Below are 25,323 nucleotides of genomic sequence, written 5' to 3' on the forward strand. Positions count from 1 at the left end.
AATCACAAAAAAGAATCAAAAGCTTGATTGCTTTGAACCATTTTGTCTTCTGCTTGCAACATTTCAGCATAATTGACTTTAAATTGCGGGTCGCGACTGACCTGGCTTAAAGTATTGGCTTGTGATACTTGATGCCAATATTGTTTTATGAAATCAGTAACGGTTAAAGATATACATATTGCTTGTGCTGAATGTCCGTATGAGATTAACAATATTTTATCGTTAGCATTGGCTTGGCTTAAAGCAACTTGCAAACTCACAAAAGCTCCAGCACATCCAAGTTCTCCTAATTCTTTGAAGTAACTAATCTCTAATAATTGTTTGGCTGAGATATTTAAGGCCTTAGCTAAACGACTTTTACCATTCAAAGAAACCTCCGGTAGGATAATCTTAGTGTAATCAGAAACACAACTTTTACTTTTAGCTAAACAAGTTTTAAAGGCTTTAACGCAATGTTTAATCATACCTTCATCAATAATTTTAGAATTTAACGATGTTAAGTTTCTAAAAAAGCGTTCGTCCTCTGGTCTAGCCACTTCTGGGAAATCCGAGCTAATACAAGTAACTTGATCAATGGTAGCTATAACATTATCATTGCCTAAATAAATGCTAGCGGCCGCTGACCCCGCATAGTATTCTCTTAGATTTCCTGGTTCAATATGTCTTCCTAAAGTATCGCTACCCACTACTAACACATTTTTACTGATTTTCGCATGAATTAAACTATAAGCATTTACTAGGCCCATCACAGCACCATTTTCTGTATCTTGAATATCTTGAGCCCATACTTTTGAATTTTCTAAGAACATTTCTTTCAGTTGAATAGCATTACACCTATACAGCTCCGGCATAGTGGTACTACCCAAAATTAAACTATCCAAATGAGGAATTTTAGGTGCTAAATATTCACAGCGGATCATTTTATTAATCGCTGCCATCGCTAACGTTAAAGCATCTTCATCACAGCCAATCACATTGCGGGATTCAATGCCAATTTGTGCTTTTAAAAAATGCCAATTCGAATTATGCCAAAAATTTAAAATCGTTTGACTCGCAATCCAATGCTTTGGAATATAATTGCTCATACCTACAATGCCAATGGCATTATCCATAACTTCACCTCCTTTAGAGGTAACAGATGTTACCCTTTCTTAAATAAACAATACCGCAAGCACCTTTTAAAATCAACATAAATATGTAATGCTATAATTATGTATTTTTTGCATTTAAGGAGCATATAGAACATGAACAAATCAGCAATACGCAGTGAAGAAAGGATTGTAAATGCATTTTTTAAACTACTTGATCAAAATGATATTTACAATATATCAGTAGTAAAAATTTGCGAGGTAGCACAAGTTTCTAGAAAAACTTTTTATAAACATTTTAGTGTGAAGGAAGACATTATTGAGCGTTTTTTTGAAACTAAAGGGCAACACTATTTGAACAGTTTGAAATACAAAAGATTTAATAGTTTTAATGAAGTTATTGTTTATTATTTTGAATTTTGGAACCAATATAAAAGAGAAATGCAAACATTGCTCAAAAATAATATGATGGCTCCATTTTTCAATCCCAATTTGCAACCTTTTTATGAGATATACAGGAATTTAAATTTTCCTTGGCATTCCGCAACCAAAAAAAATGAGATCGCAATTGTTTCTTATTTTTTCTCTGGAGGTTTGCAAAGTTTATATTTATATATTTTAAAAAACGATTGTCCAAACAAAATCAATATTATTGCATCAACTTTAATGCAAGCTTTTGCTAAAATTAGTTCCAAAAATAATTTGGCATAAAAAAACAAGGAAGAAATCTTCCTTGTTTTTTTATTATATTTTTTTAATTGCATCATAAATAATTCGCGTTAGCTCGTTAGGGCTAATCGCTTTTTCATCCATCAACCAACGGCTCACGATATTGATATAGCCACCTAAGAAAAAATCAAAAACATATCCTAATTCATGATCATTTTCTTCAATGTGCCAAGGCATTTTAAATGTATGATACATCTTATCTGAATAATTTGAATACACCGCAAAAAGCCGGGAAAACAAATTTTGCTGAATTAAAATTTGGGCTAGTTCTCGATGATTCCACCAGAAATTTAAAAATATTTTAATAATATCATTGAATTCAATGCGCATAGTTTTTTGCTCAATAGTCTGTTGTAATATGAAAAAATATTCATTAACTGAGCATTCAAATACAAATTTTAAAAGCTCATTTTTATTCCTAAAGAACCGATAAAAAGTTCGTCTTGATAAATCAGCATTTTTAGCAATTTCCATTACCGTAATACTTTCATAACTTTTTTGTTTCATAATGCTAAGCAACGACGTACTTAGCCATTGCTTGGACATAACACTTATATTATTTTGACCATTAATTTCCATAAATTACCTCACTGTCACACATGCTAAGTATATGTAGCACTTGCCTAGATTCTATTGACTAATTTTTTCATATTAACTATATTAAAAAAAGTGTTAGGTTACAAGTGAGACATGAAAGATTTATTCATCGAATTGTTTGTATGCCGACCAAAATATAGAAAGAAGTGAGGACATTGTTAAAGAAAAAGCTGATTTTACCTGTTTTAATGCTTGGTTCTTTGTTATGTATGATGGATGTTTCTGTCATGACTATTTTATTGCCTGAGATTCAAAATGCTTTTAATCAAAGTTTAGAAAACCTATCTTGGACTATAAATATTTATACCATTGTATTTGCTACATTGATTATTCCATTTGGCCGTATTGCCGAGAGAATTGGGCAAAATAAATTCGTATTTATTGGATTGTTTGTCTTTGGATTGGGATCATTATTATCCGGTTATTCACCCAATTTAACATTCATGTTAGTTGCCCGTTTTATTCAAAGTGTCGGAGCTTCAGCCATTATTCCCACAAGTATGGTAATTGGGATTTCCAATTTCAGCGTAGAAAAGCGGCATAAAGTTGTAGGTGCATTGGCAGGTTCACAAGGCTTAGCCGTTGCAATTGGACCCAGTTTTGGGGGTTGGATTTCACAATCTTGGGGTTGGAACTGGGTATTTTATGTCAATGTACCCATTGTAATTCTAGCGATGATCATTTTTGCAATGATTTTACCCATGAAAAATGAAAAAACCAGTCCAATAAAAATAGACTATCTAGGTTCCATTTTGAGCATGATAACATTATTTTCTCTGTCACTAGGGCTCATTCAAGGAAACAAATGGGGCTGGTCATCAGTTGCAATTATTTCATTATTCATAATTTCAGCAATTGCATTTATCACTTTTATTACCGTAGAAATGAAATTAGAGCATCCAATGATTGATATGAATTTGTTTAAAGAGAGAAATTTTAATGGGGCTGGATTATCTTTAGTTTCCGCTAACTTTTTATTGGGTGGGTTTGTTGCTTTAATTCCAACTTTTCTAACCAAGATTCATGGCGAAAGTGAATTGCAAGCTGCTTTATTAATAACACCATATTCAATTGCCGTTATGTTTTCAACTATTTTATCATCATTGCTAATTAAAAGGGTCAATAAAAAGCTCTTTATTTTCTTGGGATTCATAAGTATTGCTATAGGCTATTACTTCTTTTCTATTATACCGGTGGATAACAATTTCAAGAATTTATTAATTGGCGCTATAATCCTAGGGATTGGTTATGGAATGGTCGCCGCAACTGCTAATATTCTAGCCGTTGCTAATTTTAAAGGGAGCTTATTAACTGAATCGCAAAGTGTTGCTAATGTATTAAGACAAATTGGTATGGTTTTAGCAATTGCCATTTTTATGACCATTTTATCGGGAAACGTTCAAACAGCAAAAACAAATACCATAACCTATGCTCATAATCAAATTACTAAGATTGACTTGCCTTCTGACAAGAAACAAACAATTAGAAACAAAATTGATGATAAATTAGATACTAAAAGTAACAAAGTTAATAATGTAAATAGTTCTGTTAGTTTCACTCCTGTTAAGGTTAATGCGGACAAGAGAAATAAGATTATTAATCAAATATATTTAAAAAAGATGGCTGCAATAAATCATCAAACAATTATGCCTCAAAACTTCAAACAAATATTAAAGGCTAACATTACAAAGGACGTAAATAGAAAAATCGATGCTAAGGTCAATAAGGTAAATCGGAATGTTAATAATTTAATTTCAGATGTTAAGCAACATATTAAACATCAAATGAATGATGCCTTTTTAAACGTATACAGAATAATGATGTGGTTACCTATTATTTCAGTTTTAACAATTCCAATTTTCAAATTTCGCACAAAACGTAAATAAGAAAACTCAAAATGCTAAAGTACCTTAAGATAATGAACTAAAGGCATGCAATAATGCGTATGCTGTATTGGAAATAACCGTGCGAATATTTCTAATGCAAAATACTATGAAAAAGTAACTTTTCTTGAATACCTTTAGATAATTAAAAAGTGTAATGCTTTAGGCATTACACTTTTTAATATTATATTGTTTAAACAAGAAAACCAGTACTAGTTTATGTAACATATAAAAATTATTACTTAAACATCAAATGGTTCATTAGAATTATATTTTATAGCATAATAATTATTTTTATCGTAATATTTATAAAAAAAGGTTGGTGATTAATATGGATAAAAAAGAGCTAAGTATTATTCAAGTAGAAGACATGGTTTCCAATTGGCTAAATAGTAATAAAAAGGATTACAGGATTAAAAATGTGCAACAAACAACGCCTTGGGTTCCTAATGATGAAATCGTTCTATCAATCAGATGTAAAAGAAAATAAGTGAACATTTAATAATTTTAATGCAATGAATCATAATAAAATCTAATATTTTATGTGGAATCATGATAAATATATTTGTATAATTTAAGTGTAAAATGTTTTTATACCTTATTTCATATATTTTTTATTGTTATCAAAAGCCCCCTCAACATTATTTATTGAAGAGGCTTTTTCATAATTATGATATCGCATCTCTTGATAATGAATGGCATTATCTAAAGATGTAATCGTGAATTTGTTTTCTGGACGCGGCTGTTGTTCATCTAACTTATTTAAATGTTGTTTAACAAATTTAAGCACATCTATTACTTGACAACCATTAACCCCCACTTCTTTAATAGTTCCTTCTTGCCATTTAACCTTAATATATTCATCTTTAATCATTCAATCACGTCCTCATTATTGTTGATATATTAAAAAGCATACGACTGCTGCAGAATAATGTATTGTTATAACATTGTTTATCAATAACTTATATCTTAAAACTTTGTTATAGCATAAAATATATTATTTTATATTGATTGACTTCCGTAATGATTGTTAGGCTACTAGATAATTATTAAAATATGTTATTAGTACATTATATTCACATAATTATAAAGTCAATATGAATTCTAATTTATTTTAAAGAGCTTATATAGTTTTATAAAAAATGGACATATCTAAGATAAAAGTTTAGAGAATAAATCAAAAATCATCTTCAAACCTTTTCAATCCATCATATAATCTGATCATAAATGGCAATTTTCACTCAGAAAAATCTTTCTACTTGATCTTGACATATGATATTTCATAAATTATTAAGTCCATAGTGATTTAGTGGCTGTTATATATAAAAAGGCAGTCAACTTAATGACTACCTAATACTATGAATTATCGGAAATGCATGACTCTAATATAACATAAGTACATTATTTGATACCAATATACAAAACATTTGAAATGAAAAGTTTGTATAGTTTTATATAATAGAGAAGTATTCGATAATAAAGATTCTAAAGGTTTGTTTTTGTTATTGAATACAAACGTGTCAATGTTCAATATTCCCCGTTTGAATGTTGTTCTCCTAAAAGTAGGTGCGATGCTTAACGCATTGTGCCTATTTTTATTGTAAATAACATAAAATATACTATCATAAATCAGATAAACAACTATAATTATTTTATTTGATAAATATATACATAGTAATTGAAATTAATAAAATAACTAGCCTATGAATCAATAACAATGACAACAGGATTAACGTCGCGACAGAAAGCATCAAAATCATTAGCATATTGTTGGCCATCTTTCTGAATTTGTGCTTTAGAACCATAAAAGTAGTATAAATCAGTACAATACCAAACTCTGTTAGTACCTAATTGCCACTTTTCAAAGACCATTGGGTGATAAATACTGTAATCGACTGAAATTAGACTTTTAGTTAGTTGTACACCATCAGGAATAGAATTAGCAACCATCTTATCTCTATTGAAGTTAGGGTAAAATCAGTCCGTCTGCTGATACCCAATTACCTAAGATATAGCGTTCATAGAAAGCACCTGTGTACATATTGGATGCATCTTCAATATCCTTTTTAGTCAGAATAGGATTATCTTGCATATTAAAGTGAAGCCTAATTGCATTCTTTTTAGTTCTGCCGTCAATCCACTCAATTTTAAAATAGTGAAATGGATTAGTGACGTCACCTAAAGTAATAATGAGCATATTCTCAGACTTCTTATCGGTAATTACATAACCAAGCCCACGTAATCGTTTAATCAAGCCTTTAATCACGTTTCTACGAAGAGACATGATAGTCTTACCAGCCATGATAAAGTCGAAACCATTAAACTGGTTCATTTCCCATTGCACAAATCCTAGTGACATCCACATAGTCTTACCTGTACGAATGGAACCATCAGCGATGAATGCTGTTTTATGTTTATATTTAGGATGTAACCACCAGGTCTCAGCGAATAGCTGTTTCCATGATGGAGGCTTAATTGTATCTGCTTCTACTGCCATGTTATATCACCACCTTTGATTGATTTTTATGTATAAAAAAAGAACTCACGAGGAGTTCTGTAAAACATATTTTTATGGTATTATGAAAAAAACTTAAAAATTTCTTAAAAATATTTTGTTTATTAAAAATATTATCAAAACAGTTGGTATATTAATCGCTCATAAGCAATGTGTTTAGCTACCCCTACGCTTTCATAATACTTTCATTATGTAGCTTAATTTCTGCGTTTGATAAACATAATTAATAAGCGTATTATTTGAAATTGTTCTTGATAAGTGATAATTGTATTACAAAATTAAAATAATCACTAGGAGAGACTTAAATACATGAAAAACTTTAAACGCATTTTATGCGCGGCATTTACAGTTACTATATTTGCAAGCACTTTTAGCGGAGTTGCAGCACATGCTGACAATATAACTGGTAAAAATGAGCAAGAAACAAATAATGAAATACAAAGGCTCTACAATCAAGGTAAATCAAAGGGCATAATAACCGATGAATACACCCCTTATAATCAATTCTTTCAAAATATGAAAAAATCATTGATCCCATCATTATTATGCTGACGATGCATCAACATATGCTTGGCATAATATGTATGATAATGGAAATCCATTTTATGCAATCACACCTGATGTATATAATACATTAACTAGCTATTGCTCAAAATATGTTTACCTTTCTTTTTATAAAGGCGCTACTAGTAAGATCTCATCTGGCTGGTCTGATCCATGGAGTAAAGTACTTGGACTAACAGCAGATATTACTAATGCATATAATGTTATAAGGCCTCATGTCTTGACAAAGTACTTTAGCAAAGACTTTAAATTAACATGTCTACATCAAATAACAAGTTATGATTAAAAATTCAGTTAACATTATAAACATAATTCTCAATTCAATATTATTATTTTTCTTAATTATAAATATGTTATTTTCTTTAAATACCCTTTATTACACGGTCAATGCCAATATTATAATATATTACATTTCATTATTTATTTTATTGATAGCGCTTGTGTTTCAAATGATTTGTACAAGCACATTTAAAAAAAATAAAAATAAAATAATGTATCAATTGCTTTTAATAATATTTGATATTTATATATTCTTTTTATTTCCAATAATAGTAATAAATATTATTTCCACTACAATAATTATCATTTTGCTAATGTCAGATAATATGAATAAAAAATAAATATTACATTTTAGTTACAATTTCAAAAAGCCCTGTGATTTAAGATAATCACAAGGCTTATTTTGTTGTTTTGAAGTTGCTTGAAGCATTGTTATCGCAACGTTTATAGCTTGTTAAAAGTTGTCAATAAAAACTGGTTTGTTGCAATTTATTTTGATATTTAGGCACGCAAAACTCATTCTCATTTGTCAAATACAATTTTCACAATTTATTTTGTGAATTCGTAGCTTGTGAAGGGGGCTTCACAAAGTCTAAATTTAGCAATTATTACAAAATTATTTATAAAATAAATAGATTGCATAGCAAAATGACATTAATAAAATATCAAATAAAACAATGATTACATATTGAATTATCTTAAATGACTTTGTATTTTTATTAAATAAATCTAAATTAATTCCTATAAAATCATTATAGTTTTGCAAAAGACGTTTAGCAAATACTGTAGCAAACTGAAAAGCTAGTATTATAAAGAATAATATCCAACATATAACGTATATTTTCAAACTGTAAAGGAACGCAACTATAATGATGGAAATTGACATTCCCATAAATATTCCTAAGCTAACGTTTGAAATAGTAGCAATTTTTCTAGACTTTGTATAGAAGTTCCATCTTGATCTATCTTCAGAGGATAAAGAATCAGCAATTTGTTCAAGATTCTTTTTTCTTTTTGTTGAAAGATAGATTATATAAATGAATGATCCGATTAGCATTAAGAAAAATATTAAAGACATATATTATACGCATCTCCATAATTAATAATTGAAAATATTATAACATTACGCCTAAATATCGTCATTGTTGACTGAGTTCTTCATACTATCTATCAGAAATAGTCTTAACACAATATATAAACCGCAACGGCTTATATAGACAAAAAATTGAAAGTAATTATTATTTGAAATGGTTCTATATAATTATAATGTTTAAAAGATTAAATATAGTATAAATTAATTTATTGAATCTTTAGGTAAAAAAATTTTCATAAAAATTAATCAACGCTACATCTTTTTTCATGAAAAATATCAATCTTAATATACCAAATGTCTAGATATTATTGAATAAATTCCAATATTTGTATACAGTTGTTAATCTAATCTATTAGGTATTGAGCTAATAGTCTCAAAAAATTGAGTAGCATTAATTTCCACTAACTACTTTGTTTTTCAATCTTATGTTGTTTTTGGTCTTAATATAAAATTAAAATTGCTTGTTCAATAAGTTATTTTTTTATAATAATCACTCCTAACTACAGTAATTTAACTTTTCTAATTTTATTAAATTCAGTTACCTTAATATCATGTTTTTTTAAACATTTATTATAGTCACCTGAATTTTTAGGTAGTTTACTAATCAAATTGTCTTTATATAGTTTTTCCATTACTTTATATTTAGTAAGTTCCACTGCTAATATCACACCATTCTTTTCTGCACGATAATATCGGCATTTTAAGTGAAATCTTCCAATAAATCCGTTTATAGAACCAACACTTGTATTTTCTTTTTCAGCAATTTCAGATATCGAATATCCATACCTCAACATCGTTTCAATTCTTTTAACATATGGATTATAAGTCTTTAATTCTTCATCAATACTATTAATAGTGTTTAATTCTTTTTCATTGGGCATATTGGCATTTACTAATTTTTGAATTTTAAGCATAGATATATCATTAGCTGGAACATTCTTAATTGAACCATATCTTTTTTCTAAACTCTCAATTAATTCAATAACTTCTTTCCAATTGCTATTAATCATTCATTGCCCCCTTTATCTGAAAAATTTAACTTTTAAATAATAGTCTTAGTTAGTTTAACAGGTTTGATATGATATTTTTGTGTAAACGCCTTAACACTTCTCTTAAGGTGTTATGTATAATCACTACGGAAAACACTCCATGCATATCTGTTGCTGAAACTTTCAATAAATTAGTAAGTTTGTACTTCTGTTGTAAAAAGGACCAAATATAAAAGTTTAGTTGAAAAAAATAACACAAAAAAGAGGACATCCTAAGCAAATAGGAATGTCCTCTTTTCATAAGAAAAAATAAAAACCGTCCCTTTAAAAATCTTTGGCAGATTATAGGATAGCTTAAATAGTTGTTAACAACTTATGTCACCATCTTTTAAACGACTTTACTTTAAAGTCATGTTCTAACAGAATTTCTTTTTTATTAACAATTGAAGTATAAAATATATTATGACATTTATCAGTTAATTAACATAATTAGTTTTTATACAATTAAGTAATTTTACTAAAAAGGGAAATTTAGTAAATAGTATAATTTTAGTAAATTTACTTAATTTATACTATTTACTATTTTTAGCATCTAATAGTTTATAAAGCTTTCTATCGCCTTCTGGAGCATTATTAATATAGTTATCAATTAATAATTCGATTGCTTGATAGTCAAATTTTTCATTATTAATATCCTTAACAATTTTTAAATGTTGATATAATTCATCTGATATTTTAATTGTATGTTTTTGATTGGATGTTTTTTGTTTACTCTTTTTTATAGTATTAGAATGCTTTTTTTCTTCTTTATAGTTAGATGGTTTAATAGCTCCTGGCTTTCTATTATTAGCGCCATTTAAAATTCCCATTGATTGATTCATTATTTTTCACTCCCTGACATAAATAATCCAATTCTTAGTATTAATTCGTTAGTCACTAATTGATACTTATGCATAATTCTATGTTCATACATATTATCGTTAGTAATGCCTAATACAGGAAAACGTTTTATTCTAGCCATTTGGTTAATAACATTCTTAAACATATTTTTTTCGCCAAACGATTCTGAAGCTTTTTCAATAGTTTCGTTATCAACTCTATTTCTGTCATCAGTCAACATAGGCAAAAGTCCCACTACTTCTATATCTTTCAAATTATATTCTTGAACAAGCGGAATTAAAGTATCGTTAATATAATCAGTTGCACCATCTAAACTACCTTGTTGGGTTTGTAAACTAATCAATACATAGTCTGACATGATAACAGCATTATCATTAATTTCTTTAGATAATGGCGGGGTATCTAAAATAATTACATCATATTTCTTTTTAAGTGGCTTAAATAAAGGTTCAAGTACATGATCCTCATCATAATCATTATCAGTATTTTTATATATATATTTTGGAAAACCTTTAAAATCTACATGAGATGGTAACAAATCCAAGTTATCCATTATATTAATTGGTAAATTTTCCAAACTGTTATCTTCTATTCCACTCATAATAGTTTTATTCAAAATAGTTAAATCATCTTTAACATTATCTCTGGTAAGAACTAACATTTTTGTAGAGTTAGCTTGTGGATCCAAATCAGCAACTAAAGTTTTGATACCCATATTTGCTAAAGTGTAAGCAATCAAGCATGAGTTAGTTGTCTTACCAACACCACCTTTTTGATTACCAACTAATATTGTGGTAGCTTCATTATTCGACTTTATATTATTGATAATTGAATTTATTTTATTTTTTTCTACTATTTCTTTTTTCTGCATAATTATCCCCACCATTTATTATTTAAACAATATTTTAACACTATTTATAGAAACTAGTAAATGTATATAATTTACTAAATTTGTTAAATGTTAATAATTTAGGCAAATGAGTAAATTTAGTAAAAATATAGTGTAATTATTTTTTTCAAATGTTATTAAATTAGCATTTATGGAATTAGGCTTACTCAATTTAGTAAATATTATAAATTGAGTATTTTTAGTAAATTTAGTAAAAAGGGTAATTATTAGTTAGTTTGACAACCAATTATTCTAAGGGTATTCTATAAGCATAAATAAAAAGCACCAACCAAAAGGCTGATGCTTAAAAATAAATGCATAGAAAAAAGAGCGTTGATAGGAAGTTATTGACAGTAACAACTTATCAGCTAACAAGTACCTAACCTACTTGCTTACCTTACGCTCTAAAAAAGAATTTTTATTTAATTAGTTTAGTTGATTGCTACAAACAACCAACGATTATGAATTAATTATATAACTTTTTTGGAGTAATTTCAATGACAATACATAATTGAAAGGGTGCAAGTAAATAAATTACTTGCACCCTTTTTTCTATCTCAACCAAAGGAGATAGTCACAATGAACAATCAATTTACAAAGAATTTTGTAGCATTCGAAGAGGATGGTTTAAATCCAACTGCATCATCAGTAGCAACACATTTATATGATTATGGAAACTTAAGTGTAAAAAATGGATGGATCAAAAACGGAATGGTTTTTGTGAAATGCATGCGTGAATCATTAGCTAAAAAAATAAATGTTTCTGTCGATACAATCACTAGAACTTTAAGAATTTTAGAAGACAAAGGCTGGATTATTGTTAAACGTCAAAGAAATGCAGCTAACATTTACTTTTTGCCAAAATACTATGATTTAAACTTAGATACCAAACAGCAAAATGCGACTCTGGAAAACGCAAATTGCAACCAGAATCAAACTAACTTTAAACAATCATTTACAAATGAAACAGATGTAACAAGTAAATCATCAAAAAATAAGCAAATTGAAATACCTAAGACTAAGATTGGCAACGAAGAAAATAAACAAATTCATATTTCTGGTTTTGATCGTATGCAAAATTTAGTAGACTCACTAAAACAAAAAGCTTGTTTTGGTCATGACTTAATTAATATATTGGTTAAATACTCTGAAAATACCGGGGTTCTATATAACTACGCACAATTAATTTTTAAGGCTAAGAAAACAGTAATTGCTAAGTTAATACAAAATGGGAAACCAGAAGCTAAAGATGCACTAAGATTTGAAAATAATATTAGCTTAATGCCAGAATTAACTGAATTTATGAAATCTCTAATTATCAAGACTAGATGCACTAAGAGCATTAAAAATGTTGCTGGATATATAACTAAGGCTTTGCATGAATTCTTTACAGATGCTGTGGGTGGATATATGAGCATAGAACGCCACGCCAAGCTATCTAAGAATACTAAGGACTTTAGAATTCCAATAATTCAGTTGGATAAATAATAGTCGAAAATTTAATATATGTGAGATGAATGTTTTGGAAGATGAAATTTTGTATAATGATGTTTACACTCTTTTACATGGAATGTTTGCAACTCAATTGCCACCTTTAATTGATGAAATATTAAGTAAAGATTCATGTATGAAATTATATGAAGAATCTAAGGAAGATAAAAAAACTATATTTAAATATAATAAAAATTTTTCTGGATTTATAGATAATTTATCTAATGAAGTTAAGCCACCACAATATATATATGGTAATAATTGGGCAGCTGAGTCAATAAAATTTTTTACAATAAAAAAAGATGATTCATGGAGACCTATGGCAATTCCAAATATAAAACACTCTTTAATGTTTATGAAAAATAGTATATTAATTTCTGAATTTGGATTAAATGAACTATATTCAAAAAATGAACGTTTGAATGGTATAACTCATAATTCTGAATCTCCCATAATAGGAAGAAATGGAATGGTTTCAGCTATGATATACGAAGAAAATGATGGTGATATACAAGGAGTAAATGATGATCAAGCAATTGGTTATATTGGGTACAATGGCACAAATAAATTTTTTCAAGAAAGTAAACTACAAAGATTTAAGATGGAAAAGACATATCCATACATATTAGAAATAGATTTAAGTAATTTTTTTGGTAATATCTATACACATTTATTATCTCAAATAAGTGATAGTAATATTTTTAGTGGTAGTAATCATAAAAAATTAAAAATCTATCTTCAATGGCTAGATGAATATAATCAAAAGATAAATGATAATCATACAAAAGGTATAATTCAGGGGCCTATATCTTCTAAGATTTCAGCAGAATTACTTCAATTGTCATTAGATGAGATAATAAATAATATGATTGATGTAAATAGTATGGATATAACATTTACAAGATACGTTGATGATTACAGATTTTATGCTCGAAGATATTCTGATCTTGATTTATTAAAAAAGCATTTAAATAAATTGTTTAGAAATTATGAATTATTAATTAATAATTCTAAGATAAAAATATATAAAGGTTTTGAATTACAAAGACAGGCACATCTAAATGAGTATCCTTTGATAAAAAGTCTAACTATCGGTAAAACAATTTTTTATTTTAAGGATTATATAAATTTAAGAGAGATGTTATCTCAATTAATTAATAAAGATGATTTACCTACAGTAAAATCCATACTAACATTATTAACAAAACAAATAATTACAAATAATATTAGATTCAATGATAATGAATTAGTAATATCATTTGTAATGTTTTTAATAAAAATAACTTACGTTAAACCAATTCTTTCATCTAAAATATATATGTTAATTAAAGTTATTGCTGACAATACTTATAAAATGAAACATAAAATTTGGAATCTTTTAGTTGAAGAAATGCCATATATTGAGGAAAATTTTTCTGATACAGACTTGGAAACATGGTACTTTTATGTAATAGCTAATATTGGTGACGTAGATGAAACCAGTAAAGCTTTCACCAAATATAAAGGATTAAATAAAAAAATGAGTGTATTAGTATTAACTGCTTTTTTAAAGCGTAATAGTAAAAAAACAAATTGTAGAATTGAAAGACTAATACTAGATATTTTGGATATAGGAAATGATATAAAAGTACAGGAAGTTTCTCAAACAAAATGGTGGTTACCAATTGCAAAATTATGGATAGTAAGCAATAGAAATGTTTGCAAAGAGTTAAAGCAGCTTTTCGTTACTAAAAATAATCAAGTATTTTGGCAAAGATTGGGAATAATTGAATTTTTGCTAAAACAATCTTAAATAATTGTTAAATAAGAATACCCACTAGCTATTAATTTAGTTAGTAGGTATTCTTGTATTTTTAGCTTAATGTTATTATCTATTTGAGGCGATTAATATGAAAAAAGAAACTAAAGATTCATTGAAAGACTGTTGTTGATTTAATTTGTTACTTAGTTGCAAGCATTTTCCATATAATATCTAATATATTTTAGACAAATAAAAAAGACAGTTAAATTAACGACTGTCTAAATACCATGAATTATCAGAAGTGCATGTTCCCATGCATGTCTAGTATGACATGAGTATAATATTTGATATTAATATACAAAACTTTTGAAGTTAATGCTTTGTATATTTTTATATAATAAAGAAGTATTCAATAATAAAATTTTCTATTATCGTTTTGAATATTATTGGATATAAACGACTTTATGTTTAAGCATTCTCGTTTGGATGTTATTCTCCTAAAAGTAGGTGCAATGCTTAATGCGTTGTGCCTACTTTTAGGAGAATAACATAATAAATATTATCATAAATTATGTAAGTAACTATAATTATTTTCTTTGATAAAAATATACACAATAATTGAAATTAATAATTTTATATGATTGCTATAATTAAGTTACATCCTACTTTAAAAAGATAGGATTTTTCTAATTATGCAATTTATGTTCGAATTAGATTTTAAGCTTTCAGCAATGTTCAAATGTTAATTAATAAAGAATGTGGTACATTTTGTACTGCATTCTTTATTTTTATCCTGTATAATAATTTTAGTAGGGAAGTTAAGGCGGTGGCTACTCCAAAGGAAGTGGTGCGTATGGTTTTATAACTATATTCTTCATCTATCCTAGAGAAAGGAGTTGCCGAAGTGTCTGTTGCAGACGCTTTACAATTGATGTTAATGTTTGGCACTTTTATAGTTGCTCTCATTGCATTAGTTGTTGAGATTGTTAAACAATCAAAAAAATAACCGCCTTGGCTCTGGTCAGCTAGCGGTTACTAGTAATTATTATTAACTGATAGTAGCCACCGTCTTAAACGGTCCTACTTGGAAGTCCTGTTGAAGCAGGGCTTCTTTTTGTTTACAAATATAGTATACCATATATTATTTTATTTGCTAGTTTAAAGAATAAAAAATCACCCCCCACAATAAAGAACATCATGGGTGTGATTATGAAGAGTGAAAGCTCAAAAATAAGTAAAACTTCCACAAATTCATTGTATCAATTATTTAAATTCATATTTAACTAATTGATTTGAAATGGATTAGTAGCTTCTGCTAATGAAAATATTTAATATAAGATAATACATTAGTTCATATATGATACACTTAAGTTCAACGAAAAAAACAAGCATTCAAGCTTGAGTTGGAATGTCACTATTAATTTAGTGGCATTTTTTTATTCTAAAAAGTCATGAACACAATTTATTAATTTTTTTACTTCATCTTTCTTAAGATAGGATTTATTGTAACAATTTCTTTCCCAATTTCTGGGAGTAACTAAATCTTTTATATACCAATCTATAGTTCGGGCAACTAAAAATACAGCTAACCCTGGGTAACCAAATTTTACGTTGCTTTCTTTAGTAATTAAAACATGCAATAACAAGTGTTCAATTAGATCACAATAAACTAAATTATCTTTTGTTTGAACTGCGAAAGGTGGCATTTGCTGTGTAATAAAATCCAATTGAACTAAATTTAAATATTCATTTTCTTTAATTATGATGACAATATAAACCATCTTTTGTTCTTGAATGTCTTCCTCTTGTTATGATTCTGATAGGACATAGCATTCGATTAAAAACAAAAAGTCCTACTAGCTGTTAATTTAGTTAGTAGGTACTTTTTGTATTTTTAGCTTAATGTTATTATTTATTTGAGGCGATCAATATGAAAAAAGATACTAAAGATTCATTGATAGATTTTATATGTTCGGGTGCTGATTTTATTTGGTACTTAATTGCGGGTGTTTTTCATATAATATCTAACTTATTTTAGCTAAATAAAAAATGCAATTACACTAATGACTGCATTACATAGATATACTGTTTGATGTTAATACACAGAACTTTTGAAGTTAATAATTTCCATATTCATATATACTAAAGAAGTATTCAATAATAAAGTTTTGCGGGCTTGTTTTTATTATTATTGAATACAAACGACTTTATGTTTTAGCATTCCCGTTTGGATGTTATTCTCTTAAAAGTAGGTACGATGTTTAATACACTGTACCTATTTTTATTATAAACAATACAATACATATTATCATAAATTACATAATCAACTATAATTATTTTATTTGATAAAGATATACAAAATAGTTGAAATTCATATGCTTGCTATAATGGATTTGTCTCCTACTTTCAATATAGGAAGTTTAGACTTATGTAATTTTTATTACCTCTAATTCTTAAAATTTAACAATGTTTAAATAATTAAGTAGTAAAGTTAAGGTAAATGATTATTCCTATGTTTACTAATATAAAAGGAGCAAATATAAATATTTGCTCCACAGGACTTTGACTGTATATGCTTAATTAAAAGCACAAGTCCATTATACAACATATTGTTAGGTATACCTAATTAAGATAAAAGTAAAAAAGATAGCACAACTAATGACTATCTAAGAAACATGAGTTATCAGCACAATATTATGTTTTAATTACAGTTCAAGTAATATAGGGTATATTATTTGAACTAAACATAAAGAATATTTGAAGTTAATATTCACTACGTTCATATATACTAAAGAAGTATTCAATAATGCATAATTTTATTATTGAATATTTATATTTCAATGATCAGTACTCCTGTTTGTATTTGATTCTTCTAATTTGTATTTGGTTCTTCTAAAATAAGTGCAATGCTTAATGCTTTGCACTTATTTTAATCGATGAGCATTTGTAGACTATAATGCATAAAACATGTATTCTCTATAATTATTTTTGCATAAAAATAAAAAACAAGTAATTTTTTTACCTGTTTTTTATTAAATCTAATTTGCTTACGTAGCCTTAGATTATAGGAGAAATATATGTTGGAAATATACTTTGAAAAGTACGTTGAAATAACGATAGCCTACTTTTGATAAAAATGCAAATTATAATAATAGAAAGTAAAATTTATAATTTTTAATCTATTTTATATTTTTACATAAAACCTTTGAAGTTAATCCTAACTTCAGTTATATATAATAAAGATGTATTCAATGATAAAAATTTTACAGAGTTTTTTTATTACTGAATACTAACATAGTAAGATTTAATGTCATTAGTTCTATTTTCCTTATACAAATAGGTACGATGTGAATAAACATTGTACCTATTTTGATGCCAATGTTAAAAGTAAATGTTCACGATCCGGCATATGCAATTAGTTATATTGATTATTTAATCATTAAGAAAAATACATATTATTATGATATAGCTATCGGCTAACTATGTTAGCTACTTCAATTAATAATATTAGAATTAAATAGTTTAATAAAATAGTTAATTCTAATATTATTGAAATTATGTTATCAAATTCCTAATTTGTTAGATGGTATTCTGAAAAATATATTTGTATACTTTAAATGTGAACAGAATACAATCACGCCTTATTTTACAAATGTTTATTCGCGAACAAAGACTTTCAATAATTGTTATTGAGGGTCTTTTTTAGTTTCTATTTAATTTGATACTAATTTCTACATAAATAGAATTTAATAATTTCTATAATACTATAAAATAAAAGAGTAATTATGTTTGAATAAACATTCAATGAATCTTAAAGGAATGTTTTATGTTTATTAGGCTGCCAAATGTTTTATAACGCCTTCAGCAAAATTAAATATACAAAAAAAAACTCCCCGGTAGGCCACCGGGGAATCACATAACAACAGTATGTGATTAATTATATGGTATCTTTTAAAAGAAAGCAAGCGTTAAATAAAAATATAATTAGTTTTATTTGGACCATGCGGGAGCCAAGCCGCATAGATGCGATAGTGATATCAAATCATAGTACTAAGTCAGCTCCGTTATAAGTTTGCTACTTAAAACCGTTGATGGTTGGAAGATAAAAAGTCGACAGGTCGATCTTGAGCCGCTGCTATAAAATCTGGATAGGACCTTCAAGTCCTCTTACACTGCTTGAAGGTCTGAACGTTAGCACCGCAAGTGCTGGAGTGGAAAACGTAGCTTAAACGGAGTTGTAGCAAAACTCATAACGTGAAGACTAGGGACTTTAATATACGTCCTGTTTAGAACTACTAACAAAATAATTAAGCAGGACGTCCAATAAAGGGCGTTTTTTTATTTGGATCAATTCGAAAATGTAGAATTAGTATATTAACGTGATAAGTAAAATTATCAAGAATAGTGTGAGCTGTTTCGATGCCGGAACGACCGACAAACTGTCAACAAAATTGATGATACAGATTATCTTTCTTTTGTATTTATTTTTTAATGTTAAATAATTATTTAAATACAGGGGAGAATCTGTATCTCCGCACAGAACTTCCCTCTAAACTATCAACAACATAACAGAAAAACAATTAAATAACATAAAAAAACAAAATAAAGGAGATAAAATGATTAAAAAAAACAACAATATAGATAACATAGATAACGGAATTAGCGAAGTCTTTTTTTAAATAGTTATTAGTGAAATTTTTAACTTTGTGAAATTTATATGTAAAATCATTGGACATATTATATTACATTAACAATATGTCATTACAAAGATTGCATTCGTATAAAAACACTACTTACTAAACTATTGAAAAAGGAGGCTGATACAATGAAAGCAATATATGAATCTATAAAAAAATTTTTATTGGACACTTTGAGGTTCGTAATCATAGTATTTTTAGAATCAGCCATAGAAATGTTTATAATGAATCCCAATAGTGAAAGAATTTCTATTACCGGGATCAAAATGATTAAAAGAATTTATAGTAATGGAGGCAGTAGTTTTAATATTTCTGGTACATATAAATGTACTACCCTTTATATATTATTTATTGTTTTATGTATTTTGATACGAGTTGTAATAAATAGAGCTAGAAGGTAAAGTATTTGTAAAAGGGGCTGATATCTTTGAATGAATTAATAAATACTTATATACAAAACCAAACTATCTTAGAAATATATTCAAAATCTCGTGATAATTTTGAATATGAGAATTTTATATTAGGCATAATTATATGTAACCTAGACGAATATATATTGGTTAAAACTTTGGATAATGCAGCAATGATTGATTCTTACATATTAATATTGCGCAGTGACATATCTAAGTTAGCTGCTAACACTTTTTACACTAAAATGTTTCAAAAATATATTAATATAAATTTTCAAAATAACGTTTATGATCCCTTTGATTTAGAAGCACAATTTCAAGTATTAAAGAATTTAAAGTTAAATGAAATAATCGGGTATTTTTTAGACAACATCAAGGTTTTATCAGTGTGCACCAATTTAGATGGGGAAACACATAGAGGCGAAATTATAACCTATAACAATCCTTTTATAGCCTTAAATGAAAAAAGATATGAAAAGGCATTTGGTGATTATACTAGGCAAAAAAATACAATAATTAATTTAGCAAATATCACAGCGGTTGAATTAATAAGTAAAGAAAATTGCTTATATGAAGCGTATTTAAAAGATAAATAATATCAAGATAGCCTAAATTTCAAATTGACATTGAATAATATGATATGCCAATGGAATTTCATTTATATTTGCTGAAATCAACCGGCAGCGATTTAGTAGTTTTGGATTAATGTTCAAGCATCCTTTTATTGCGATAAATTGCAGATCGACTGACTCCATTTAATCTAGCTATTTCTGCGACCGTCATTTTATTTTGATCACGGTTTAAATACATGTGGATGGCCTTAATTAATTGCCGATTACCGTTTGTATATTTTTTAGGCCGTCCGTTATAGACCCCTCGCTTTTTGGCTAATGCAATCCCTTGTCGTTGGCGTTCTCTAATATTTTTCCGTTCTTGTTGAGCCTGATATGCCATAAAATTAATTAAAAATTCATTCATCATACTAGCAAAATCATCGTTCATGCCATTATCGTTATAAAAACCCTTAAAACTAGCAATCACAAACATGGCTCCCTTAGCTTTAATCATAGCGGTTAATTTTTTAGTATCTTTATAATCTCTACTGAGTCGATCAATAGAAGTAACAACCACTTTGTCGCCTTCACGTAATGTGTGATGAATAAAGTTCATTAATGCAGGCCGGTGTATATAATCTTTCCCTGATTGTTTTTCGGTAATGATATTTTTACGGGGGATTCCATAATTTTGTAAAAGATTAATTTGCCGTTCCAAATTTTGTTGTTTACTAGACACTCTTGCATATCCAAATTCCATGATTTTAAGCTCCTCTTTTGACACATGTAATTGACACAATTATAAATTGATTATAGCGAACTTACATTTTTGTGTCAACGAGTATACCCAAAGGATACATTTTTGTCGTAATGACAGCATAATATTTAATTTTTCGAATTTGGATTGATTTGGAAATTGAATTGTTTTTTTAATTTATATAGTTTATTTGATAAAAATATCAAAACAAAGTAAAATGTAAGACGTGGAACGTAAGAAGTGAAAGAAGGAGATATTATGGGAAAGACTAATGTAATTACCGCAAAAGTTTCTAGCAAAGGACAAATTGTGATTCCCGTTGATCTGAGAAAACAAATGAATTTAAATAATGGAGATAAAGTATCAATTACTCAAGTTAATGGAGAACTTTTAATTAAAAAAATGCCATCTGGTTTAGAGTGGCAAAATTTAATCAACCAAATTCCTAATGAACAAGTTAATATTGATAACAATGGTAATTATGATGCTGAAGAATCACCAAACTTTGATAAATGGATGAAAGAGGAATAAATGTGTATGCAAGAAGCAATGGATATTTATATTGCTGATGTTCCATATGATTATAAGAATAAAAGTAAAAGGCGTCCAGCATTAGTAGTTGCTATTAATAATAATTATGTAACAGTATTTAAGATAACTTCTAAATATAATAAAAAGTCTGCTGCCATTCAGAAAATTTATTATCCAATTAAAGAATGGCAAAAAGCGGGGCTGAAAAAGCAGTCTTATGTTGATACGCACATTACTTATAGTATTACACGTGCAGAAGTATTTAAACGTCAGCCTCTAGGTAAACTGTCTGACAATGACACTATCAATTTGTATCAGTTTATTAATGACAAAAGTTAATTAACAAAATTATCTCCATATTACATTATTTCTCCAATTTAAATTCATATTAATTCATGAATTTATAATTTAAGTATCAAAGAAGGAGTTAAATATATGAAAAATACTATATTAAGTAAATCAATTGATAATCTAAGCATCAAGGACTTCTTTGATAATAGTAGGGAAATAGATATTTATTTGTTAACACAAAAGCTTTTAAATGAAACAGATAAAGATAAAATTAATGTTTACAAGGCTTTGTATAATTTTGTTTTAGATCAAAGGCAATATGAAGTAATAAAACGAAATAAGTTTATAATATGAAATACAAATAAGAAATCACTTGTCTAGATAATTCGATAAAGTTTAGCAGTCATAAGCTTTAGCCAAAATAAAAACAATCATTCTAATTAGAATGATTGTTTTTATTTTGGTATTTAATGGGTTTATGATTATTAATAAACTCAGCAAAAATTTTTAAGAAGTCTTCAGTTTCTTTGACTGATAAATTATTAATATTAAAATATTTTTCAAGTAAAGCGCCTTTTTGAATTAAACGGCGCGAACGAGCTTTACGCTCCTGCTGATTTTTATAATAGTTAGATTGTTTTAAAGCAAATTCTTCTTGTTTTACTTTTTTTTGAACTTTATCGCGTTGTTGTAATAATCTTCTATAATGTTCGTTCATAAAATAAATTCCTAAATAAATATTTAATTTTGTTGAAGGCTAGTATTAATAGACTGGCTTATTTTTTTTGCATAATTTTGAATCGAAACTTGATCTAATTCTATATATTTTAAACCTAGTTCTTTAATGATAGCATGCCCCAATCTTTGATCAATTTTTAATTTTTGTTCTTTAATCTCAGCATTCACTTTGACTAGTTTTTCTTGTTGCTTTGCTAAGCTGCCCCTTGTCAACGTAATCACCTCTTTTATGTAATTAATTATAATGGATAACCTTTTTAGTGGCATATCAAAGTAATTGTAGTCTATTTCATAGATCTTTGATGGTTAATCTGCAGTAGTAATAGTAGTCTAATGCTAACAAAATACTGATCATATTGCCGAACAGCGTGAGGTAAATGCGCATTTACACATCAAATAAATTGATGTTAACGCAAAAGCTAAGTACCTGTATTAGAAGTCGCCTTTGGCGACAAAAATAAAACAAATTCAAATCATACAATTTAAAAAGAAGTGAATATATTTGGCCATTTTCCATATGAGTTTTAACAATATTAGCGCAGGTAAAAAAAGAAGCGCAATTGCCAGCGCCAGTTATCGTAGTGGTGAAAAACTATATGATGAACGAGAAGAAAGAAATTATTTTTATCCCCGCGATGTCAAACCAGAAACAATGATATTAGTTCCCACAAATGCACCATCTTGGGCGAAAAATCGGGAAAGACTATGGAATGAAGTAGAACGTAAGGATAGGAAAGTTAATTCACGCTATGCAAAAGAATTTAATATTGCACTGCCAATTGAATTAAAGAATAATGAGCAAAAAAAATTATTACAAGAATATGTTCAGGAAAATTTTGTAGATGAAGGTATGGTAGCGGATATTGCCATTCATCGAGAGCATATTCAAAATCCGCATGCACACGTTATGTTAACTAATCGTCCATTTAATCAGGATGGTACATGGGGATTAAAATGCAAAACACAATATGTTAAAGATGCAAAAGGCAGACAATTATACACTAAAAGTGGTTTCAAAAAGCAACGTAAAATTTGGCTGGTCGATTGGGATAAAAAAGAAAAAATAACTGAATGGCGTAGAAATTGGGCAATTAAAGTTAATCAGTTATTAGCACAAAAAGAATTACCTGACCGTATTAGTGAAAAGACGTTAATTGCACAAGGAATTAATGAAGTAGCAATGAAACATGTGGGGGTAAATGGAAAACAACATGAAAGAAAAGCTTTTAACGAGCATGTTAAAAATTATCGAAAAATGCGAGCAAAAGCACATAATTTAGATACTAAAATTGGCAATTATGAACATTTTGAAGTGTTGAAAAAACAATTATCCTTTTCTGAGAAACACTTACTGAGTAATTTAAGTCATGATTTGAAAATGTTTATTGATTTAGAGCATTTGGATGAAAAAAAACGAATGTTATTTAATTGGAAAAATAGTGTTCTGATTAAGAATGCAATCGGAGAGGATATTACTGAACAATTATTAACTATTAGTGGACAAGAAGTTTCGTTAACAAAAGCTAATCAGCTCTTAAACCGAGTAGTTGATAGAACTGTAAGAAAATTATATCCACAAATTAGTTTTACGAATATTAATCAAGCAGAACGACGGGAACTAATAAAGGAAACCAATAGTGAACAAACGATTTTTAAAGGAGAAGAACTAACGGAGCGTATAGTTTTAATTCGTGAATCTTTAATTCATCGAAAATTGTTAACGTTTACCAAACGCCCATATGTATGTTGGCAATTTTTAAAATCACAGGAGAAAAGTAGTAAAGAAAAATTAAGTAAGCTTTTAGCACACCATGGACAAACTTTGGAAGACTTACAACCACTAATCCGAGGATTCTTAAAACAATATACGACAAAAGAACAGACAATCATTTCTAATGAAGTAAAAAATTTACGTACTATTAATGAAATGAAAAAGGTCATTAGAGCACAATATGATGGTGTAATTAAGGCAACTTTTCCACAAGGAGAGCTCGATGCGTTAAATATGGAAGAAAAAGAAAAACTATATACAGTAATTTTTTACTATAATCCGCATTTGAAAATTTTGCCGCTACAACAAGCTATCGATTTTAAACAACAATCTCCAGTAATGTTTAGTATCAAAGAACATAAACAAGGACTTAATTATTTATTGGGAAAAGGTTCCTTAGCCAGTATTGAAAATGATCATTTAAAGCATGTTTTGCAACATGAAAGTACTAGCCAATTATTTTTAGGTGAATGTCGAGAAGACCCACAGCTTGACCAATATAAAGTTGATAGATTGTGTAAACAGTTAGCAAAAAATCTTCAAAATAATGAACAATACCGTAAGCAACAACTACATGCTTATCAACCCTTAAATTATCAAGAAGTAATTCCACGTCATTATCTAAATATAGTTTTAACCGCAACCTTAATAGAAATTGTTTATGCACATGATCATTTAACTCAGCAACAAGCCTATAAGCAAAATAATAATGAATGGGAAATGACAAAAAAGCAACGCAAACATCAAATCAAAAATTATCATGGCCATCGTGGCTCACATCTCTGAACTTTAGGTAATTTGAAAGGAGGTGAAAAG

Annotated in this window: 26 protein-coding genes; 13 read left to right on the top strand and 13 right to left on the bottom strand. The window is 27.9% G+C overall.

Features of this window, described 5'->3' with window-relative positions; translation table 11 throughout:
- Positions 1–2 precede the first annotated feature (2 nt).
- The gene (locus C7N44_RS07455; RefSeq protein ID WP_105957292.1) at positions 3–1,112 is read right to left on the bottom strand and encodes a hydroxymethylglutaryl-CoA synthase family protein; all 1,110 of its coding nucleotides are present in this window, start codon (positions 1,110–1,112) and stop codon (positions 3–5) included.
- A gap of 132 nt (positions 1,113–1,244) precedes the next feature.
- Here C7N44_RS07455 and C7N44_RS07460 point away from each other — a divergent pair, with 132 nt between their 5' ends.
- Positions 1,245–1,799, top strand: a complete 555-nt coding sequence (locus tag C7N44_RS07460) for a TetR/AcrR family transcriptional regulator (RefSeq protein ID WP_105957293.1) — start codon at positions 1,245–1,247, stop codon at positions 1,797–1,799.
- A 33-nt stretch (positions 1,800–1,832) separates the two neighbouring features.
- On the opposite strand, the gene C7N44_RS07465 is transcribed toward C7N44_RS07460, so the two are convergent.
- Positions 1,833–2,396: a TetR/AcrR family transcriptional regulator gene (locus tag C7N44_RS07465; RefSeq protein WP_105957294.1), complete on the bottom strand. Its 564-nt coding sequence runs from the start codon at positions 2,394–2,396 to the stop codon at positions 1,833–1,835.
- Positions 2,397–2,569: 173 nt separating this feature from the next.
- Between C7N44_RS07465 and C7N44_RS07470 the strand changes: the two genes are divergently transcribed.
- Together C7N44_RS07470 and C7N44_RS08045 are read left to right on the top strand one after the other, a co-directional pair.
- A complete protein-coding gene (locus C7N44_RS07470; RefSeq protein WP_105957295.1) occupies positions 2,570–4,300 on the top strand; it encodes an MFS transporter in 1,731 nt (576 codons plus the stop codon).
- A gap of 328 nt (positions 4,301–4,628) precedes the next feature.
- The gene (locus C7N44_RS08045) at positions 4,629–4,787 is read left to right on the top strand and encodes a hypothetical protein (RefSeq protein ID WP_157945071.1); all 159 of its coding nucleotides are present in this window, start codon (positions 4,629–4,631) and stop codon (positions 4,785–4,787) included.
- A 108-nt stretch (positions 4,788–4,895) separates the two neighbouring features.
- Here the strand turns inward: C7N44_RS08045 and C7N44_RS07475 are convergent, their stop codons facing one another.
- From C7N44_RS07475 to C7N44_RS07485, 3 genes are all read right to left on the bottom strand, one after another.
- A complete protein-coding gene (locus tag C7N44_RS07475; protein ID WP_191983106.1) occupies positions 4,896–5,171 on the bottom strand; it encodes a hypothetical protein in 276 nt (91 codons plus the stop codon).
- Positions 5,172–5,998: 827 nt separating this feature from the next.
- Positions 5,999–6,247 (bottom strand): hypothetical protein, encoded by a 249-nt coding sequence (locus C7N44_RS07480; protein ID WP_105957296.1) that lies wholly within the window; start codon positions 6,245–6,247, stop codon positions 5,999–6,001.
- Between the two features lie 16 nt (positions 6,248–6,263).
- Positions 6,264–6,794, bottom strand: a complete 531-nt coding sequence (locus C7N44_RS07485; protein WP_105957297.1) for a hypothetical protein — start codon at positions 6,792–6,794, stop codon at positions 6,264–6,266.
- 327 nt (positions 6,795–7,121) lie between these two features.
- Here C7N44_RS07485 and C7N44_RS07490 point away from each other — a divergent pair, with 327 nt between their 5' ends.
- Positions 7,122–7,364: a hypothetical protein gene (locus C7N44_RS07490; RefSeq protein ID WP_105957298.1), complete on the top strand. Its 243-nt coding sequence runs from the start codon at positions 7,122–7,124 to the stop codon at positions 7,362–7,364.
- A 28-nt stretch (positions 7,365–7,392) separates the two neighbouring features.
- Positions 7,393–7,662 carry a hypothetical protein gene (locus C7N44_RS08050; protein ID WP_157945072.1) on the top strand — a complete coding sequence of 90 codons (270 nt, stop codon included), beginning with the start codon at positions 7,393–7,395 and terminating at the stop codon, positions 7,660–7,662.
- Positions 7,663–8,271: 609 nt separating this feature from the next.
- Here C7N44_RS08050 and C7N44_RS07495 read toward each other — a convergent pair.
- From C7N44_RS07495 to C7N44_RS07510, 4 genes are all read right to left on the bottom strand, one after another.
- The gene (locus C7N44_RS07495) at positions 8,272–8,733 is read right to left on the bottom strand and encodes a hypothetical protein (protein WP_105957299.1); all 462 of its coding nucleotides are present in this window, start codon (positions 8,731–8,733) and stop codon (positions 8,272–8,274) included.
- Between the two features lie 515 nt (positions 8,734–9,248).
- Positions 9,249–9,758: a hypothetical protein gene (locus C7N44_RS07500; RefSeq protein ID WP_105957300.1), complete on the bottom strand. Its 510-nt coding sequence runs from the start codon at positions 9,756–9,758 to the stop codon at positions 9,249–9,251.
- A 551-nt stretch (positions 9,759–10,309) separates the two neighbouring features.
- Positions 10,310–10,618 carry a hypothetical protein gene (locus C7N44_RS07505; protein ID WP_105957301.1) on the bottom strand — a complete coding sequence of 103 codons (309 nt, stop codon included), beginning with the start codon at positions 10,616–10,618 and terminating at the stop codon, positions 10,310–10,312.
- The gene (locus C7N44_RS07510) at positions 10,618–11,508 is read right to left on the bottom strand and encodes a ParA family protein (RefSeq protein WP_225362965.1); all 891 of its coding nucleotides are present in this window, start codon (positions 11,506–11,508) and stop codon (positions 10,618–10,620) included. Before C7N44_RS07510 ends, C7N44_RS07505 begins: the two co-directional genes overlap by 1 nt.
- A 597-nt stretch (positions 11,509–12,105) precedes the next feature.
- Here C7N44_RS07510 and C7N44_RS07515 point away from each other — a divergent pair.
- The 3 genes from C7N44_RS07515 to C7N44_RS07525 all read left to right on the top strand — a co-directional run bounded on the left by C7N44_RS07515 (position 12,106) and on the right by C7N44_RS07525 (position 15,764).
- Entirely contained in the window at positions 12,106–13,014 is a 909-nt protein-coding gene (locus C7N44_RS07515) for a MarR family transcriptional regulator (protein WP_105957303.1), read from the top strand.
- A 34-nt stretch (positions 13,015–13,048) separates the two neighbouring features.
- Positions 13,049–14,809 carry a reverse transcriptase domain-containing protein gene (locus C7N44_RS07520; RefSeq protein WP_157945073.1) on the top strand — a complete coding sequence of 587 codons (1,761 nt, stop codon included), beginning with the start codon at positions 13,049–13,051 and terminating at the stop codon, positions 14,807–14,809.
- An 853-nt stretch (positions 14,810–15,662) separates the two neighbouring features.
- Positions 15,663–15,764, top strand: coding sequence for a putative holin-like toxin (locus tag C7N44_RS07525; RefSeq protein WP_105957305.1), 102 nt, complete (start codon positions 15,663–15,665; stop codon positions 15,762–15,764).
- Between the two features lie 430 nt (positions 15,765–16,194).
- On the opposite strand, the gene C7N44_RS07530 is transcribed toward C7N44_RS07525, so the two are convergent.
- Positions 16,195–16,539, bottom strand: a complete 345-nt coding sequence (locus C7N44_RS07530; RefSeq protein WP_105957306.1) for a hypothetical protein — start codon at positions 16,537–16,539, stop codon at positions 16,195–16,197.
- Between the two features lie 3,343 nt (positions 16,540–19,882).
- Between C7N44_RS07530 and C7N44_RS07540 the strand changes: the two genes are divergently transcribed.
- Positions 19,883–20,461, top strand: coding sequence for a hypothetical protein (locus C7N44_RS07540; protein WP_105957308.1), 579 nt, complete (start codon positions 19,883–19,885; stop codon positions 20,459–20,461).
- Positions 20,462–20,567: 106 nt separating this feature from the next.
- On the opposite strand, the gene C7N44_RS07545 is transcribed toward C7N44_RS07540, so the two are convergent.
- Positions 20,568–21,179 (bottom strand): recombinase family protein, encoded by a 612-nt coding sequence (locus tag C7N44_RS07545; protein WP_105957309.1) that lies wholly within the window; start codon positions 21,177–21,179, stop codon positions 20,568–20,570.
- A gap of 255 nt (positions 21,180–21,434) precedes the next feature.
- Between C7N44_RS07545 and C7N44_RS07550 the strand changes: the two genes are divergently transcribed.
- From C7N44_RS07550 to C7N44_RS07560, 3 genes are all read left to right on the top strand, one after another.
- Positions 21,435–21,707: an AbrB/MazE/SpoVT family DNA-binding domain-containing protein gene (locus tag C7N44_RS07550; RefSeq protein WP_105957310.1), complete on the top strand. Its 273-nt coding sequence runs from the start codon at positions 21,435–21,437 to the stop codon at positions 21,705–21,707.
- Between the two features lie 6 nt (positions 21,708–21,713).
- Positions 21,714–22,046, top strand: a complete 333-nt coding sequence (locus tag C7N44_RS07555; protein ID WP_105957311.1) for a type II toxin-antitoxin system PemK/MazF family toxin — start codon at positions 21,714–21,716, stop codon at positions 22,044–22,046.
- Positions 22,047–22,142: 96 nt separating this feature from the next.
- The gene (locus C7N44_RS07560; protein ID WP_105957312.1) at positions 22,143–22,352 is read left to right on the top strand and encodes a hypothetical protein; all 210 of its coding nucleotides are present in this window, start codon (positions 22,143–22,145) and stop codon (positions 22,350–22,352) included.
- Positions 22,353–22,434: 82 nt separating this feature from the next.
- Here C7N44_RS07560 and C7N44_RS07565 read toward each other — a convergent pair whose 3' ends face one another.
- Both C7N44_RS07565 and C7N44_RS07570 read right to left on the bottom strand, forming a co-directional pair.
- On the bottom strand, positions 22,435–22,716 hold the full coding sequence (locus C7N44_RS07565; protein WP_105957313.1) for a hypothetical protein: 282 nt from the start codon (positions 22,714–22,716) through the stop codon (positions 22,435–22,437).
- A gap of 23 nt (positions 22,717–22,739) precedes the next feature.
- Entirely contained in the window at positions 22,740–22,949 is a 210-nt protein-coding gene (locus C7N44_RS07570) for a hypothetical protein (RefSeq protein WP_105957314.1), read from the bottom strand.
- 289 nt (positions 22,950–23,238) lie between these two features.
- Between C7N44_RS07570 and mobQ the strand changes: the two genes are divergently transcribed.
- Complete coding sequence (mobQ, locus tag C7N44_RS07575) at positions 23,239–25,293, top strand: MobQ family relaxase (protein ID WP_105957315.1); 2,055 nt, start codon at positions 23,239–23,241, stop codon at positions 25,291–25,293.
- Positions 25,294–25,323 lie beyond the last annotated feature (30 nt).

The organism is Apilactobacillus quenuiae, from assembly GCF_002994005.1.
GTDB lineage: Bacteria > Bacillota > Bacilli > Lactobacillales > Lactobacillaceae > Apilactobacillus > Apilactobacillus quenuiae.